This window comes from Shewanella violacea DSS12 (genome assembly GCF_000091325.1).
Taxonomy (GTDB): Bacteria; Pseudomonadota; Gammaproteobacteria; order Enterobacterales; family Shewanellaceae; genus Shewanella; species Shewanella violacea.
The window spans coordinates 1,062,994-1,080,178 of record NC_014012.1 but is presented as its reverse complement, the minus strand read 5'-3'; the positions used below and the strand labels follow the sequence as shown (position 1 = coordinate 1,080,178).

Below are 17,185 nucleotides of genomic sequence, written 5' to 3'. Positions count from 1 at the left end.
CTCCATAACGATTTATCTTATTATTTAGGCTTATTTGCGGCTTCTTTGGGTAGCACTTTATCCAACCAGAAATAACCTATGACAGCGGACAGCAGCGAGCCGACTAAGATGCCCAATCTAGCAAAATCACCATAGATGGCCCCTTCTCCCACAAATGCCAGAGATGAGATAAACATAGACATGGTAAAACCGATACCACACATCACGGCTACCGGAGCAATATGTCTCCACCCTATGCCTTCAGGAAGAACAGCCCATTTAAGTTTTACTGAGATATAGCTAAAAAGTAACACACCCAGTGGCTTACCCAGCAGCAAACCTAATGCAATGCCCACGGGCACAGGAGATACTAGCGCATCTAAGCTCATGCCACTGAGATCTACACCCGCATTCGCAAAGGCAAAGATAGGTAAGATGATAAAGGTGCTCCAAGGGTGCAGGCTATGCTCCAGACTCTCGGATGGCGAGCTGCCGTCTTTCGCCCTCAATGGGATACAAAAAGCGATGATCACACCGGCCAATGTCGCGTGGACACCAGATTTTAATACGGCTATCCATAGAATAAGACCCAGTACTCCGTAGGGACCTAAAGCTGTTACCCCTCGCCTGTTTAGACCGATTAAGCCTAATATGGCGATTGCGGCGACCACCAGACTGACCATAGATAAATCAGTGCTATAAAATATTGCAATAATAACCACAACACCCAGATCGTCGATAATGGCTAATGCCAATAGAAAAACCTTCAACGAAACCGGGACTCGACTGCCTAAGAGCGCCATGATCCCCAATGCAAAAGCAATATCTGTCGCGGCTGGAATAGCCCAACCAACTTGAGTAATAGGGTCACTATAGTTAAACAATAGATAAACGCCGGCCGGAAAGACCATGCCACCGATTGCAGCAAAGGTGGGCAGAGATGCTTGAGCCCTACTCGAGAGTGCCCCTTCCAGCAGCTCACGTTTAACTTCTAAACCAATCAGCATAAAGAAGATCGCCATCAAACCATCATTAATCCAATGGATAAGCGTCTTGTCGATATCTAGGCTACCGACTCGTATCTGCATCTCGGTATCTAAAAAACCTTGATATATACCTGACAGAGGCGAATTTGCCATCAACATGGCTAGCACAACCGCTACCATGAGCAGGATGCCACCTGCCGATTCTAGGCTTAAAAAATTATCTATCGCCTTTTTCATAATACACTCCAATAAATCTTAAGAATTTGAGTGTAACCGAATAAACCCATATTGAATATTCGATTCCCTCAGCTATATACATCGGGAATCCCGAGCTTTTAAGTGTAACCAGTGAATGACTAGTTATCAACTCCACGGTGAGTCACTATCGACAAATACACAATAAAAACAATAATGTGACTAGAATCACATCTAAAAACAAGAAGGGTATAATGATTTTTATGCAGGCAAAACGTATAACGAGTACAGGTTATAAACAAACCTATACTCGTTAAATCTAAAACTCACTGAATTAACAGCGAATTAAGTAAAGCGGTTTATTACACAGAGAAGGGATACTTGATGGCATCATGGTGTTGATAATTTGATACTTCGAAGTCATCCATGGTCACCCAGGTCTCAAGATCTTCGAGTGATTTTATATCTGGATTGATAGACAAAGAAGCTGGTCCGAAGGGCTCTCGTTTCAACTGAACATCACGCATCAGGTCCAATTGATCTTCATAAATATGAGCGTTAACAATCTTATGGTAAGCCTGCCCCGGCTTTTTACCGGTAATTTGCGCAATTAAAGCCAGCAGGGTAAATACTTGAACTTGATTAAAATTCAATCCTAGGGGCACATCGCAAGAACGCTGAAAACTATTCAGATATAAGGTATCGCCTAACAAGGAGAAGTTATGGGTGTGCATACACGGGCGTAAACAGCCCATATGGAATTCACCTGGATTGTAAAAACTGAGGATCTCTCCGCGATCATCGACCCCTTTCTTGAGGTTATCGACTATTTTCTTCAGCTGATCTATGGTGCCACCGTCGGGTTTACTCCACGCCCTTCCCTGAACGCCATATACCCGTCCCATATCATCCTGCCCTTTACGGTGAGGATTATTCAACCAGGCCAGATTATCATTAGCATTGGCATCCCAGGTCTTAGCACCCAGTTTACGGAAATCGGCTGCATTATCAAAGCCACGAATATATCCTAGCATCTCAGCGATGGCTGCTTTCCAAAAACTTTTACGGGTGGTAATTAAAGGGAACTCATTGTTCTCGACGTTATAGACAAGATCGGCATTGATAACAGTAAGACACCTTTTACCTGTTCGTTCATTCTCGATCCAGGTGCCTTCATCTATGATCCGATTACAGAGTTCTAAATATTGCTTCATTGTGATTGACCTTAATCTGGCACTTTAAAATTTTTATTATCGGTGTTAAATATCCCGATAAACTATCCACTTAACTCGCGAGCATCACTTAATGTAATCTCAAGCTAATGCGAGTTTCAATCCGACCACGATTAACAGGAGCGCAAAAATTCTCTTCAATATCTTAGTCGGCCAGATACTCGCCGCTTTCACTCCCAAGGGGGCCATCAAGACTGATGTGATAACGATACCTAAGAGGGCGGGTAAATATACATAACCTAAGGTCCACTCGGGCAAACCCGATACATTCCAGCCAGAAAGTACATAACTGGCACTACCAAAGAGTGCGATAAACACCCCGGATACGGAGGAAAAACCTATGGCATTTCTCATCTGTAAACCACACCAACTCAAGAAAGGGATCAGCAAGACTCCACCACCTATCCCCATTAATGCCGCGATAATAGCAATAACTGTCGATACCGCAAATAGTATCGGCGTAGAAGGCATCTGTTTGTCTGCCTCACTAAGCCTAAAGGGGAAAATCATCTGAGCCGCCATACAGATCACAAATACGGCGAAGCTTGTCTGCAGCAGATCTGCGCTAATGAATGTTGAAATAATACCTGCACTTAAAGAGCCCAAGATCAAGCCTGGCAGTATAGGCTTAAGCAGAGGCCAAGGAATATTACCTTGCTTGTGATGAGCGCGAGCCGAAGACAAAGAAGTTAAGATAATGGCAGCAAGAGAGGTCGCGATGGCTACATGGGGAAGCACTCCCACATCGAAACCAACCCATGGCAACAGATACAGGAGTACAGGTACGGCGATAATACCACCACCTATACCCAGTAGGCCTGCCATAAAACCTATGACTCCACCGAGAAGCAGGCAACTGAAGAAGAGCAAGAATAGACTATCCATTATTATTGAATACTCTCATGCCAAAGAAAACCCAGCCTATGGTCGAAATACTGATCATATTATCCGAAAGGGACCTGTAGTAAAAAGTGAGCCATAGTTTAAAGCAAAATCTTGGATTAGTTAAGAATGGCGCCAAGCTCTCTGGACTCGAAGTAATCTCTCACCAACTCCCTCACTTGCAGGCCACTGGTCAGCGTCAAAGCCATCTCCAGTAACTCACTAAGATCGGAATGAGACACACGGCGCAACAGATAATTAATCCGGGCTAAGCTGCCCTGATTCATACTCAGTTGATCATAACCCATAGCCACCAGTAATATCACTCCGATTGGCTCGCCCGCCAGCTCACCACAAACACTTACGGGAAGGTGATACTGCCAACAATCAAATCTGGCCCGCTTCAAGGCCCTGAGGATCCCCGGGTGGTAACAATCATAGAGTGTACTGACCCTAGGATTGTTTCTATCTACAGCCAACATATATTGGGTTAAATCGTTAGAACCAACAGAGACAAAATCGACCCTTCTGGCCACTTCTGCCAGTTGGTACAGTAAAGCCGGCACTTCGATCATTATGCCGATTTTAGGTCTGATAATATCCTTACCCAGATCACTTTTTAACTCAAAGTATGCCTGTTCCAGATAAGTAATAGCCTGGTCTATCTCATCTAAATTACTGACCATGGGCAAGAGGATATGTAACTGATCACTATCGGCTCCCGCTTGAATCATGGCTCTGAGCTGTACTAAGAATAGCTCGGGATGATCCAGAGATAATCTTATGCCACGCCAGCCCAGAAAAGGATTTTCTTCATTGATAGGGAAATAGGATAAGGGCTTATCTCCACCTACATCTAAGGTTCTCATCACAACAGGCTTACCCCCTGCGATTTCGAGCACCTGACGATATACTTTCACCTGCTCAGATTCGCTGGGGAACCTTTGCTGCAACATAAATGGAATTTCAGTTCGATATAAACCAACCCCATCGGACCCTTCTGCAATCTCAGACTCTAGACTGCTCAGTAGACCAGCATTAAGATAAAGTTGGATCCGTTTTCCGTCTATGGTTTCAGCCGGAAGGGTTAACTCTCGGGCGTATCTTTGCTGTAAGGCCTTTTCAGCCGAAATAAGGTTTCGGTATTCGGCAATAAGAGTGGGGGTTGGAGAAACGAGTAGCTGGCCCCGATTTGCATTGATGATCAACAGCTTCTTATCTATGCCTGCTGTGAGTACCCCTTCGACCCCTATGATGGCTGGTACGCCCAATGCACGAGCTAAAATCGCAGCATGGGAGTTAACCCCTCCCTGCTCCGTCACTATGCCTACTAACTTGTGGCGAGGGAACTCGGCTAAAATAGTCGCATCGGCTTCTTTGGTGACTAATATCACAGGTACATCAGGCTCGAAACCCATTCTTTCGGGTTCAATAAGCAGACGTAGCACCCGCAGACCAAGATCACGAATATCTCCGGCTCGCTCCTTAAGGTAGAGATCTTTCATCTGAGTAAACTCTTCGATATAACGCAAAGAGACACGACTCACTGCAGAAACAGCACTCCAGCCCTCTGTGACCTCCTTGATATATTCTCCACCTAGACTGGCGTTATCGAGCAGTAACTGCAAAGCAGAAAATATAGAGACTACTTCATGTTCTTCTTCTTGATCGAAGCGTTGAGACAATGAACAAAGCGTGTCTTTACACGCTTCGATGGCATGATTCAAACGAGTCTGTTCAGCCTTGATGTCGGTAACTTTTACGTCAGGCTGCTCTAACTCTATCTGACCACCTATGACAAGAGCATGGGCTATCGCAATACCATTTGCCGCTGAGATACCCTTAAAATGCAATAGATCCGGTGCTTCAGCTTTCTTGCGTAGATTTCTTATTGCCATAGCGAGTTGAGCCGCCAATGTCATTAAGAAGGCTTCTTCCCCCTCACTAAACAGGCGAGTATCGGCTTGCTGGACCACCAATACACCTAAAATTCGTTTCTGGTAGATGATAGGCGCTGCGAGAAATGCCCGAAAGCTTGCCTCCTCGGCTTCTTCGAACTGCTTAAACCTAGCATGTTGCTGAGCATCGGCTAAGTTTATCGGCTCTTCCCGCTCGGCAACGAGACCCACTAGGCCTTCTGAGAGTGACATTTTTACTCGGCCTACGGCGCTGCGTAACAAGCCATCCGTAGCAGAGAGCACCAACTGCTCTCCCTCTAATAGATAGATAGAACAACACTGAGTTTTCATCGCGATTTTGGTACGAGAAACTAGCATATCTAACGCTGAGTGGAGATCTTGTGCCGCTGCCACGGCTTGTGTGATATCTCTTAGCATCTTAAGCACTTATGTCACTCCCTGTTACACCACTCAATCATATCGATTCTATTTAGAAAATCATTTTCATCGGAAACTTAACGACGCCTATTTCTTCTTTTATTGCTGTGACTCGTCGTGTACTGAGAATCTCGCGATTGAAACGGCAACGCCGTCGGAGCAAACTCCTTCATCGCTTTCCTATATACATCCCGCTTAAAGGACACGACTTGCCTAACTGGGTACCAATAACTCACCCAACGCCAATCATCGAACTCGGGATGACCACAAGCATTGAGGTCGATTGCGCTCTCACTACTTTTTAATTGCAGTAAAAACCACTTTTGTTTCTGCCCAATACAGACAGGTTTACTATCTTGCCTAATCAAACGTTTTGGTAATCTGTAACGCAACCAAGAGCGAGTCGAAGTTAAAATCTGCACATGTTCAGGCTTTAACCCTACTTCTTCAAAAAGCTCTCTATACATCGCCTCTTCAGGAGTCTCGCCTTCATCAACTCCCCCTTGAGGAAACTGCCAGGAATGTTGACCAAACCTTCTGGCCCACATTACCTGTCCAAATCGATTACAGATAATGATGCCCACATTTGCGCGAAAGCCGTCACTATCAATCACATGGACTCCGTATTTCACAATTTCAATATCACGATTGTTTCACAAAGCCGAGGCTGCGGCAAATGACATGTAACAGATAAACTTTGGATAAAAAAGCCAAATGTTCACTTTTATCAACAGATAGCCCTAACCGTTAGCAATGATATCCACAAAATCTGTGGATATCTCTGTTCTTAACTTATATAAACGCCCTAAAAAGTTAGAAACCAGTAAGCTAAGATGTGTATTACCATTTGACCACCGACAGTAAAAGCCTTTATAAACATACAAATAGCAACAAAAGCAACTGACCAAGGTGTTACAAGTCATTTGAGTGAGCATTTTTCAACCACTTGAGGTTTTTGAATAACTCATAGGAAGATATTATTAGTTTATTCACAGGCTATGGCGAAACTTGGCTCGATATGGGATAAATAGATGCATTTATTGTTTAGGAAAGCGTATTTTTCACCTTAGAGTACTTTAAAATTGAGTTATCCAAGGATTCTGTGGATAAGTATGTTGGAAAAGTAAGGGCAAGATTAATCTAATCTTAAAATTGCTGACTGATATCACTAGATACGGATAAATAAATCAATTTTTTTAGTCACTTAAGCAAAGATAGTCCGCCATAGTTATACACAAACTCAACTTTGTATATTAAACAGCCAAATATTTAATCTAACTGGTATTATCTATTATCTTAGGTAAAATCCTTTAAATGAAAACAACGCCCCCCTCCCCCGAGACAATAGAAGAACTGATGCAACGAGCCAACAATATGGCTGGCCTGACTCTAGGCCAAGTTGCGGATTCACATGGATTCACGACTCCAGCCGATCTTAAAAGAGATAAAGGCTGGGTAGGTCAGTTAATCGAATACGAACTCGGTGCTCTGGCAGGTTCTAGACCTGAGCAAGATTTTCTTCATTTAGGTGTAGAGTTGAAGACGATCCCAGTCGATGACAAGGGAAAACCCATAGAGACCACTTATGTGACTGTTGCCCCCTTGGTCAATATACAAGGCCTGACTTGGGAAAAAAGTATTGTCTGTCATAAGTTACAGACAGTGCTCTGGATCCCGGTGCAAGGAAGCCGTGACATTCCGGTAGCCCAAAGACAAATAGGCACTCCTATTTTATGGTCTCCAACACCAGATGAGCTCGCCCTTCTAAAACAAGATTGGGAAGAGATAATGGAATTCATAGCCATGGGACAGGTACAACAACTCACCGCTAGACATGGTGAAGTACTGCAACTTAGGCCAAAGGGAGCAAATAGTCGCTCTGTTACCCAGAGTATCGGGCAAGATGGGTCAAAGATTTTAACTAATCCTAGGGGCTTTTATCTTAAAATCCCCTTTACACAATCGATACTTAAACGTTTTTTTAACTGAATCATAACTATATCATCTTCATTTGACCGAGATCACAAATACTACTGGAAATCATAGGGTCATTTTCTATAAACTAGCGCATCCTGAATTTAACAGCCGTATTAGGACAACTTCAATACCGTGAGAGCACGTATACAAGCAAAAAAACTTATTTTTGCGATTTCTGCCTGGGGAATAGCCATGGCGGCCTTTGTGTTTTTCAGGTATGCCCAAGCCCCGGATCTTCCACAGTGGGCGGTAGGAACTGCCGATCTAGCCACATTCGCTATTTATATGGGCTTCATATTAGGCAGCTTACATTGGATGTCGAATCTGATTGCCGACTTCAGTGCGATTAACAGGCTACCCTATCTATTCTCTGTTATTTTTAAAGGCCTCTTCTTACTGCTTGGTGCGACAACGCTTGCTTATATGACCCAATTTTTGAATATGTGGGCCATAGAGAACCATATGTCTACATTGAGGCAGATGTTGACCGCACACATTCTTTACAGTCCTTCTTTCCAGGCTTTGATCGTCTATCTAGTTGTTGTCAGAGTAGGTTTAGCTTTTATCGAGCAAATGGCGCTCTTAGTTGGCCCTAGAGTATTGCTCAATATTGGACTGGGTAAATACCATAAACCTAGATATGAACAGAGATTATTTCTTTATTTAGACATGGTTGCTTCGACGACTCATGCCGAGTCTTTGGGTGACTATCGTTTTAGTCGCTTAATTCAAGACTGTTTTAGCCTACTTTCTGACACAGTCGTCAACAATGAAGCCGAGATTTATCGATATATGGGCGATGCAGTACTAATCCATTGGCCCTTAGAATTCGGAATACAAAAAGACCGTAGCTTTAATATCTACTATGAATTCAGTCAGCAACTTAGCTGGCAACGACAATATTTTGAAGAGCAATATGGCTTTGTGCCTAAGTTTAAGTGTGCAGCTCATTGTGGCCAGGTAGTGGCAGCTGTGGTAGGCGTGCAGAAACAAGAAATAAGCTTCTTCAGTGACGTACTCAATACCTTGGCTAGACTACAAGATCAATGTAACCCCTTAGGCCAAAGAATGTTGATATCGGGCTCTCTTGCATCCCGAATAGATACTGATACCAGCCAATATGAGTTTAACTGCTTGGGGCCGATTAAGCTCAAGGGTAAACAGTATTCCACAGAGGTATTCAGCGTTGTGCCTAGATCCGATTCAGCTTAGATTAGAACAATAACTAAGCTCAAGGGTAAACAGTACTCTACTGAGAGTCAGCAGTGTGGTGCCGAAATCCGATCTAGCTCAAGGATAAACAAGAGTAACGCCATCAAGCTATCTCGCTAAATGACGATACCGGTTATTTAGCCAGATTGCTCTGTTCCAATATATTTTGAATCGCTAAGCCTAAGGTTCTGAAGGTTAATATTCGGCTCGATGTCTGACGCCACACCAGACCTATTTCTCGGTATGGGGCTTCACCCGGTGGCTGCATCACTCTCAACTCGGTATCATTTAAGATCCCTGCATCGATTGCCATCTGAGGTAAGAAAGTCGTCCCCAGCTTACTGTTCACCATCTGCACTAAAGTATGCAGACTCGTAGCAGCAAAAGGATTTACCTTAGCGCTATTAGCAAGCTGACAGGCAGTCACGGCATGGCCGGTGATACAGTGCTCAGCCTGTAACAGGAAGATACTTTGATCCGGCAGAGATTCATAATCCAGTGGTTCGTGTATGACATCAGTCAGCTCCTCGTGTACAACAAGCTTAAATGGGTCTTTCCCTACCTTCATACTATGAAAACCACTGGTATCCACAGGCAGTGCCAGCAGTAACAGGTCTAACTCCCCCTTTCCCAGCGCATCTAACAAACGCTCTGTAGTATCCTCTTTCAAAAATAGCGTCAAATCAGAGTAGGTACTCTGACAATGCCTAACAACCTTACTCAGCAAGAAGGGCGCTATCGTTGGAATACATCCGAGGCGAATATCTCCGGTCATAGGTTCGCCCTGATGCTTAACTAACTCTACTAGATCGTCGACATCAGTCAGTAATTTTCTCGACCGCTGGACGACTTCCTCTCCAACAGCGGTGAAGATAAATGACTTATGATCGCGCTCAATCAATTGATTACCGAGTTGTTCTTCTAAATTTTGAATACCACTGGAAAGCGTAGATTGGCTAACATGGCATATCTTAGCTGCCCTATTAAAATTCTGTTCTTGATGCAAGTTAACCAAATAGTAAAGGTTTTTTAGGCTGGGCAAGTGTTTCATAAAATCGATTACCTACAACAATGTTTATCCGAATATTCTATTGACCTTACCACATTGGCCAAGTAAAGCGACTAAGCTAAGCTTTCAAAATGTGAGCACAATCGAGTTAGACCATTAATCGCTGGTTATTATTTGAAGCCATCCTCCACTCATAACCGATATCGCTCATGCAGATGTCAAATTCTCAGAAAAAAGCAGGCTGCCAGTCTCAATACAATAGAGACCCGAGTGCCAATAAACATCAGAAATTCAAGCCCTAACCCGAGAGATAATAGCTCAGATGAGAAATGCTTGGGTAAAGGCAATAGAGACAAGAAATGAAACTGATTGGGATCCCAAATTGACCTTACTAGCTTGATTCAGGCAATAACCCAAATTAAGTGTGATCAGTGATGATGACTAAAGATCATCGACTCGGTTTTGTCTTATACATGGTATAGCTACAAGAAATCTGACGTTCTAGATTGATGGGGGGCTATTTGTTTATTGGTCTATTGGTCTATTGGTTGACTAGGAGAGCCCATCATTTGTAGTAAATAATGCAATCGACAATCTGACGGGATTAAAAATAACTAACTCTTAGATGAAAGATGCTATTAGTCACTAATCCTGAAGTACACGGGGAGACTCGCCGAACAGGCTAAGAAGAGATGAAGCTATTGAACCCAGCAGATGCATATATATTGGCTACCAGCTTAGCGAGTAATAGGTTTGAACCCGCTGTCGTAAAAGATTTGTTCATCAAGGAACAAGCCTAGCTAATTACCTATGAGATCAGGATTTATCCCCTAAAAATAAAAAGCCTCTATTGAGTCTATATTAATACTCAATAGAGGCTTTCTTCACCTTATGCTTTAGCAAGAGGTAGAAATTCTTATTTAATGATTACGCTTTAGACTCTAAATATTGCTTGAGCTCAGCTAAATCTTGGCTAGCGTTATCTACGATGGCTTGTAGCCAAACATCATGTTCAGTAGCCCAGGCAGCTTCTTCGCCGTGCTGGAGTAACTGTGCAAATTGCTGTATACGCTTTAGACCAACAGAGCCTGCTGCTCCTTTAAATTTATGAGCTTCAGAGCATAATGTATCTTTATCTTGCGCTTCTTTGGCATTAACTAGGTTGCCTACATATTCCGGCATTAGCTGTTCAAATAACACGACACTTTTCAGCAAGGTTCCTGCACCTATAGCGCTACAGTATTGCTCTAGTGTATTAAGATCCAAAATTGATTCTATTTCAGCTGTTGCCATCTTCAGGCACCTCTCAAAAATTTTGACTATATTAAAGACTGATTTACACATAATACCCGCTATAATTGCAGGTGCAACTAATTGAGGCTTATGTCAGTAAAAACCATCACATTTTAACCCTTCATTAACCATTTATTCATTAAACCTGCTATTTAACTGTCATATTTTCGGCTTTTAATGAATCCGCCGTCAAATTCAAATAGCTCCCTTGCCCCCCTTTGGCTTTCAAGTCATTTACTATCGCTACCAGCCCATCCCAGCGAAATGCACACCAGTCAGGAGCTAACAACATGGGCTTCTTGGCATATGCAGTAACACGGTGAAATATAATATCTTTTGGCGTATGACGAATTAATTCCCCCACACTTAGCGCATAGTCTTCTATGGTTAGCAGTGAGATACGATCATTTCTCCATGCCTTGGCCATAGTGCTACCTTCAACAATATGTAAGGGATGTAATTTAAGGCCATCGACGCCAGTATTGAGTATGGCATCGAGAGAAGATAAGTAGTCTTGATGGTTTTCTCCGGGCAGCCCTAGGATAAGGTGGGTGCAAACTTTAATCCCTTTTGCCCTTGCTCTTAGTACTGTATCTCGATAATCGTTAAATGTATGCCCTCTGTTGATCCGCTTAAGGGTCTTATCATTAGCCGACTGTAAACCCAGCTCAAGCCAGACTTCTATTCCTTGGTTTTGATAACCCAGGAGTAAGTCTATGACTTCATCAGACACACAGTCTGGTCGAGTCCCTACGCAAAGCCCCACTATATCTGGATCACTTATGGCTTCATCATACTTAGCTTTCAAGACTCGATACTCATCATATGTACTGGTATAAGCTTGAAAGTAAGCGATATATTTTGAAGTTTTGCCTCTAGCCCTCTCACGACCTAACTTGAGTTGCTCTCTTATAGAAAGTTCAGTGCCATGTTCAAAGCTGAAGGAAGCCACATTACAATAGGTACACCCGCCCTTGCCTAAGGTGCCATCTCGATTAGGGCAGGTAAATTTCGCATCTATGGTTAATTTTTTAAGCTTTTCGCCAAATTGCTTCTTGCAGGCAACACCGAAAGTATTGACGTAATGATCCAATCCCACTATTTGCTCTATTATCCAGATAAATAATCTCATTATTTTAATTCATCCTCTCGTCTCAAACACCGCGCTATATCAAACTCTTGGCAGTCAAAAGTTTTACTCTAAAGGAGTTCAATTCAATTAAAATTACCCAAATCAAATTCAGCACAGGCTAGTCAGCCTGACTTAAAGCATTCACCATGCATAAATACTCACACGTAAAATTCAAAAATAATTCACTGAACATGCAATAAAACTCACTTCCCATAAAATAAAATACAAACTTAATTTTGTTACCATTTAGTAACCAAACAAGAATCAAAAACTAAAATTCTTTTTATTCATAACGTTATACAGCGCATTCGCCAGTTAACGTTAACGTAAACGCATTATCAAACCTGTATCAAACAGGCGTGAGCCACCATATTTTATGCAATAATTTGGTTTGACCTTTGCACTATCAAGGGGTAATTTGAATGGTTCGGGTGCATATATATAACAAGAATTTCCCCGAGTAGTATTTTAGTTATAGTTTATGGAGTCGTGTATGAGCTTATATCACCCCAGTTTCGAGCGAGACAATTGTGGTTTTGGTCTAATAGCCCAAATGGACGGTGAACCCAGCCACCGAATAGTAAGAACTGCAATCCAGGGACTGGATCGTATGAAACACCGTGGTGGTATTGCATCCGACGGCCGCACAGGTGATGGTTGTGGGCTGCTCATGCAACTGCCCGTTAAATTTTTTGAAGCCGTTGCCGCAGAAAATGATTGGCATCTGAGCCGTAAATTTGCGGTAGGCGTGTTCTTCCTTAATCAGGATGACAAACTAGCTCAAGAAGCCATGAAGCTGCTTGAGTGCGAGCTGGAAAAAGAAACCTTAAGTGTTGCCGGTTGGAGAAAGGTTCCCGTCAATCCAGATGTATTAGGACCTATAGGTAAGGCGAGTCAGCCACAAATTTACCAGGCACTGATTAACTCCCCCATTGGCTGGCGGGAGAAGGATTTGGAACGTCGTCTTTATATGGCCAGACGCCGTTTAGAGCAGCAACTGACTCACGATAAAGAATTTTATGTTGCCAGTCTCTCTGGTCAGGTTATCGTCTATAAAGGCTTGATGATGCCTGTGGATCTACCCGAATTTTATCTCGATTTAGCGGATATCCGCCTACAAAGTTCTATCTGTCTCTTCCACCAAAGATTCTCAACCAATACTTCACCTAAATGGCCCTTGGCTCAGCCTTTTAGATATCTGGCCCATAATGGTGAAATCAACACCATAACCTGTAACCGTCAATGGGCAAAAGCACGAGCCTACAAGTTCAATGCGCCTCTCTTGCCTGATCTTCAGCAAGCCGCTCCCTTCGTCAATGAAACGGGATCTGACTCCTCTTCCCTAGATAACATGCTAGAGATGTTACTCGCCGGCGGTATGGACCTATATAGGGCAATGCGCCTATTGATTCCACCAGCATGGCAAAGTAATCCTGAAATGGATGAAGAGCTCAAGGCCTTCTACGACTTCAACTCCATGCATATGGAGCCTTGGGATGGTCCTGCGGGGATCGTAATGACAAATGGTAGACATGTAGCCTGTGCTGTAGACCGTAATGGCTTGCGCCCGTCACGCTATGTGATCACCAAAGATAGAATACTCACCTTGGCATCTGAGGTCGGTATATGGGACTACGCCCCCGACGAAGTTGTCGAAAAGGGGCGCGTCGGTCCTGGCGAGCTACTGGTTCTCGATACACTCAATGGCCAGCTGTATTCTTCATTTGAGATCGATAACGACCTTAAACGTCGCCACCCATACAAAGAATGGATGGCCAAAAACAGTCGAACCCTTACACCTGCCGAAGATCTGCCCAATGATGCTCAGGGAGTAAGTGAATTTAGCGATGATCAACTCCTTCAGTACCACAAGCAATTTGGCTATTCCCGTGAAGAGTTACAAGACGTCATCTGGGTACTTGCCCAAAAAGGAGAAGAAGCCACAGGTTCTATGGGTGACGATACGCCTATGGCCGTGTTGTCGAAGAAATCTCGTACTATATACGACTATTTTAGGCAGAAATTTGCCCAAGTAACCAACCCACCTATCGACCCATTGAGAGAGAAACACGTGATGTCTCTCACCACATGCGTCGGCAGAGAGCAGAACCTGTTTAACGAGACCACGGGACATGCCTATCGTGTCATGTTTAACTCACCGGTTTTACTTTACAGTGATTTCAATCAGCTCATGGCCTTGGACTCTATGTATTATCGTGCCAATACCATAGATCTCAACTACGACTTGAGTGAAGGATTAGAAAAAGCAATCACTCGAATTTGTGACGAATCCGAGAGGCTGGCTAGAACCGGAACCACATTGCTCATCTTATCCGACAGAGCCACCGACAAATCTAAACAGGTCATTCCTGCCGCTATGGCCGTGGGAGCCATACAGCATGTACTCGTCCACAAGAGTCTACGTTGTGACACCAATATCGTGGTAGAAACTGCGACGGCGCGAGATCCGCATCATTTTGCCGTACTACTGGGATTCGGTGCCACAGCCATCTACCCCTATCTGGCCTACGAATCTATCTGCGCCCTAGCGAAGAAGCGTGATATTACCGACACTCGCAGATTGATGCTCAATTTCCGTCAGGGTATCGATAAGGGTTTAAGAAAGATCATGTCGAAGATGGGGATCAGCACCATTGCCTCATACCGTTGTAGTCAACAATTTGAAGCCATAGGTCTAGCAAGCAATGTGGTTAACCTCTGTTTCAATGGCGTCATAAGCCGTATCGAAGGAGCGAATTTTGATCTACTGGAGCAAGATCAGATCAAACTTCATAAAATCGCTTTCCAGGCCCACCAGCCCTTAAGCCAAGGCGGCTTATTGAAGTACGTCGAAGGCGGCGAATATCACAGCTTTAATCCAGATGTCGTCAACACACTTCAAGCTTGCTTGAAAGACAGAGATTACCCTACATATAAGCGCTTCACCGAACTGGTAGACAAGCGTCCGGTGGCGACTCTGAGAGATCTCATTCAAGTTAAGGGTGAGCTGCCAGCAGTAGAGTTAGACAGTGTCGAGCCAGCCACTAATTTATATACCAGGTTTGACAGTGCGGCCATGAGTATCGGCGCCCTGAGCCCTGAAGCACATGAGGCGCTCGCCGTTGCTATGAATCGGCTAGGTGGCCGCTCTAATTCGGGAGAAGGTGGAGAAGATCCACGCAGATTCAACACCGAAGGTAACTCAAAAATCAAGCAGATAGCCTCGGGGCGCTTTGGCGTCACCGCCCATTATCTGGTTAATGCCGAAGTGTTACAGATCAAGATAGCTCAAGGGGCAAAACCCGGCGAAGGCGGTCAGCTGCCCGGTGATAAGGTCAGTGTCGAAATAGCAGGTCTGCGTAACGCTAAACCTGGGGTGACCTTGATATCGCCACCACCTCACCATGATATTTACTCGATTGAAGACCTGGCCCAGCTCATTTTCGATCTTAAACAGATAAATCCTAAGGCGCTGATCTCGGTTAAGTTGGTTTCAGAGCCTGGTGTGGGCACCATAGCCACAGGCGTGGCCAAGGCCTATGCCGATATGATCACCATCTCAGGTTACGATGGTGGTACAGGTGCCAGCCCTATTACCTCAGTCAAGTATGCGGGCAGCCCCTGGGAGTTAGGACTTGCCGAAGTACATCAATCTCTGGTGAAAAACGGATTGCGTCACAAGATCCGCCTTCAGGTCGATGGAGGCTTAAAGTCCGGCAGAGACGTTATCAAGGCGGCTTTATTAGGAGCGGAAAGCTTCGGTTTCGGCACTGTGCCCATGATAGCCCTAGGGTGTAAATACCTGCGTATTTGTCACCTCAACAACTGTGCCACTGGCATAGCGACCCAGAATAAACTACTCAGGAACGAGCATTATCATGGCCTTCCTGAACGTGTGATGACCTATTTCGAGTTCGTTGCCAGAGAAATTCGTGAAGAGATGGCAGCCCTAGGCGTCACCGAATTTGAGCAACTAGTTGGCCGCAGCGACTGGTTACATGCACTGGACGGCGACACTCCCAAGCAAAATGGCCTGGACCTAAGCGCCATCCTTTATACGCCGACAGTCCCAGAGGGCAGTGCTGTTACTTGGAAAGAACTTAATCCTACCGCTGACATAGGTAGGCTAAACCAAGAGATCTTAGCCAAATGCAGAGAGGCCGTTGAGCAAGGCACGCCAATATCCGCTCGCTTCCAGATAGGCAATATCGACCGCTCTGTTGGTGCCGCACTGTCTGGCTTTGTCGCCACAACGGTAGGTAAAGAGGGAGCTAAAGCCCCTATTAGCCTGCAGTTTAATGGCAGCGCAGGTCAAAGCTTCGGTGTTTGGAACAGTCCGGGCATAGAGTTAACTCTCTGTGGTGATGCCAACGACTACGTCGGTAAGGGCATGTCAGGCGGTAAGATCACTATACATCCCCCATTAGGTAGCAACTTCCTCAGCGAGCGCTCATCTATCATAGGTAACACTTGTCTCTATGGCGCTTCTGGCGGCAAATTATTTGCTTCCGGAATTGCGGGGGAACGTTTCGCTGTCAGAAACTCCGGAGCTCTAGCGGTTGTTGAAGGCCTGGGCGATAACGGCTGTGAATATATGACAGGCGGAATTGTTCTGGTACTGGGTAAGACAGGGGTTAACTTTGGCGCCGGCATGACAGGTGGTTTCGCCTATGTCTTCGACCGTTTTGGTCGCTTTAACCCCAGGGTAAATACCGAATCAGTCGATACTCAGAAACTCGACTCCCCCATACATCAGCAGCACCTCAAAGGGTTAATTGAAGAGCATCTTGCCGAAACAGGCAGTGAACACGCGAAAATGTTGTTGAATGATTTCGAAAATTGGCTCGACTGCTTCGTGTTAGTCAAACCTAAGAATGTTCCGGTCTCTGATCTATTGAGACTCGAACAGCAACAACCTGAACTTAAAGTGATCGCGGGATAAATAATAAGAT

Annotated in this window: 11 protein-coding genes; 3 read left to right on the top strand and 8 right to left on the bottom strand. The window is 44.4% G+C overall.

The window, feature by feature from the left end:
* Window positions 1-20 precede the first annotated feature (20 nt).
* The 5 genes from nhaA to rppH form a co-directional block, all read right to left on the bottom strand.
* Window positions 21-1,202, bottom strand: a complete 1,182-nt coding sequence (nhaA, locus tag SVI_RS04355) for a Na+/H+ antiporter NhaA (RefSeq protein WP_013050208.1) — start codon at window positions 1,200-1,202, stop codon at window positions 21-23.
* A gap of 320 nt (window positions 1,203-1,522) precedes the next feature.
* Complete coding sequence (locus SVI_RS04350; protein WP_013050207.1) at window positions 1,523-2,374, bottom strand: thymidylate synthase; 852 nt, start codon at window positions 2,372-2,374, stop codon at window positions 1,523-1,525.
* 99 nt (window positions 2,375-2,473) lie between these two features.
* Window positions 2,474-3,277: a sulfite exporter TauE/SafE family protein gene (locus SVI_RS04345; protein WP_041419675.1), complete on the bottom strand. Its 804-nt coding sequence runs from the start codon at window positions 3,275-3,277 to the stop codon at window positions 2,474-2,476.
* Between the two features lie 116 nt (window positions 3,278-3,393).
* Complete coding sequence (ptsP, locus tag SVI_RS04340) at window positions 3,394-5,619, bottom strand: phosphoenolpyruvate--protein phosphotransferase (protein ID WP_013050205.1); 2,226 nt, start codon at window positions 5,617-5,619, stop codon at window positions 3,394-3,396.
* 68 nt (window positions 5,620-5,687) lie between these two features.
* On the bottom strand, window positions 5,688-6,224 hold the full coding sequence (rppH, locus tag SVI_RS04335; protein ID WP_041419674.1) for an RNA pyrophosphohydrolase: 537 nt from the start codon (window positions 6,222-6,224) through the stop codon (window positions 5,688-5,690).
* 700 nt (window positions 6,225-6,924) lie between these two features.
* Here rppH and mutH point away from each other — a divergent pair.
* Together mutH and SVI_RS04325 are read left to right on the top strand one after the other, a co-directional pair.
* Window positions 6,925-7,599: a DNA mismatch repair endonuclease MutH gene (gene mutH / locus SVI_RS04330; protein WP_013050203.1), complete on the top strand. Its 675-nt coding sequence runs from the start codon at window positions 6,925-6,927 to the stop codon at window positions 7,597-7,599.
* A gap of 120 nt (window positions 7,600-7,719) precedes the next feature.
* Window positions 7,720-8,799, top strand: a complete 1,080-nt coding sequence (locus SVI_RS04325) for an adenylate/guanylate cyclase domain-containing protein (RefSeq protein ID WP_041419673.1) — start codon at window positions 7,720-7,722, stop codon at window positions 8,797-8,799.
* A 133-nt stretch (window positions 8,800-8,932) separates the two neighbouring features.
* On the opposite strand, the gene oxyR is transcribed toward SVI_RS04325, so the two are convergent.
* From oxyR to SVI_RS04310, 3 genes are all read right to left on the bottom strand, one after another.
* Window positions 8,933-9,850, bottom strand: coding sequence for a hydrogen peroxide-inducible genes transcriptional activator OxyR (gene oxyR, locus SVI_RS04320; protein WP_013050201.1), 918 nt, complete (start codon window positions 9,848-9,850; stop codon window positions 8,933-8,935).
* An 885-nt stretch (window positions 9,851-10,735) separates the two neighbouring features.
* On the bottom strand, window positions 10,736-11,101 hold the full coding sequence (locus SVI_RS04315) for an Hpt domain-containing protein (RefSeq protein ID WP_013050199.1): 366 nt from the start codon (window positions 11,099-11,101) through the stop codon (window positions 10,736-10,738).
* Window positions 11,102-11,249: 148 nt separating this feature from the next.
* Window positions 11,250-12,200, bottom strand: coding sequence for a TIGR01212 family radical SAM protein (locus SVI_RS04310; protein WP_013050198.1), 951 nt, complete (start codon window positions 12,198-12,200; stop codon window positions 11,250-11,252).
* Between the two features lie 526 nt (window positions 12,201-12,726).
* Between SVI_RS04310 and gltB the strand changes: the two genes are divergently transcribed.
* On the top strand, window positions 12,727-17,175 hold the full coding sequence (gene gltB, locus SVI_RS04305; protein WP_041419672.1) for a glutamate synthase large subunit: 4,449 nt from the start codon (window positions 12,727-12,729) through the stop codon (window positions 17,173-17,175).
* Window positions 17,176-17,185 lie beyond the last annotated feature (10 nt).

Coding starts and splice junctions, on each gene's coding strand:
- oxyR (WP_013050201.1), bottom strand. CDS start 9,850: ATGAAACACTTGCCCAGCCTAAAAAACCTTTACTATTTGGTTAACTTG.
- SVI_RS04350 (WP_013050207.1), bottom strand. CDS start 2,374: ATGAAGCAATATTTAGAACTCTGTAATCGGATCATAGATGAAGGCACC.
- mutH (WP_013050203.1), top strand. CDS start 6,925: ATGAAAACAACGCCCCCCTCCCCCGAGACAATAGAAGAACTGATGCAA.
- SVI_RS04345 (WP_041419675.1), bottom strand. CDS start 3,277: ATGGATAGTCTATTCTTGCTCTTCTTCAGTTGCCTGCTTCTCGGTGGA.
- gltB (WP_041419672.1), top strand. CDS start 12,727: ATGAGCTTATATCACCCCAGTTTCGAGCGAGACAATTGTGGTTTTGGT.
- nhaA (WP_013050208.1), bottom strand. CDS start 1,202: ATGAAAAAGGCGATAGATAATTTTTTAAGCCTAGAATCGGCAGGTGGC.
- SVI_RS04315 (WP_013050199.1), bottom strand. CDS start 11,101: ATGGCAACAGCTGAAATAGAATCAATTTTGGATCTTAATACACTAGAG.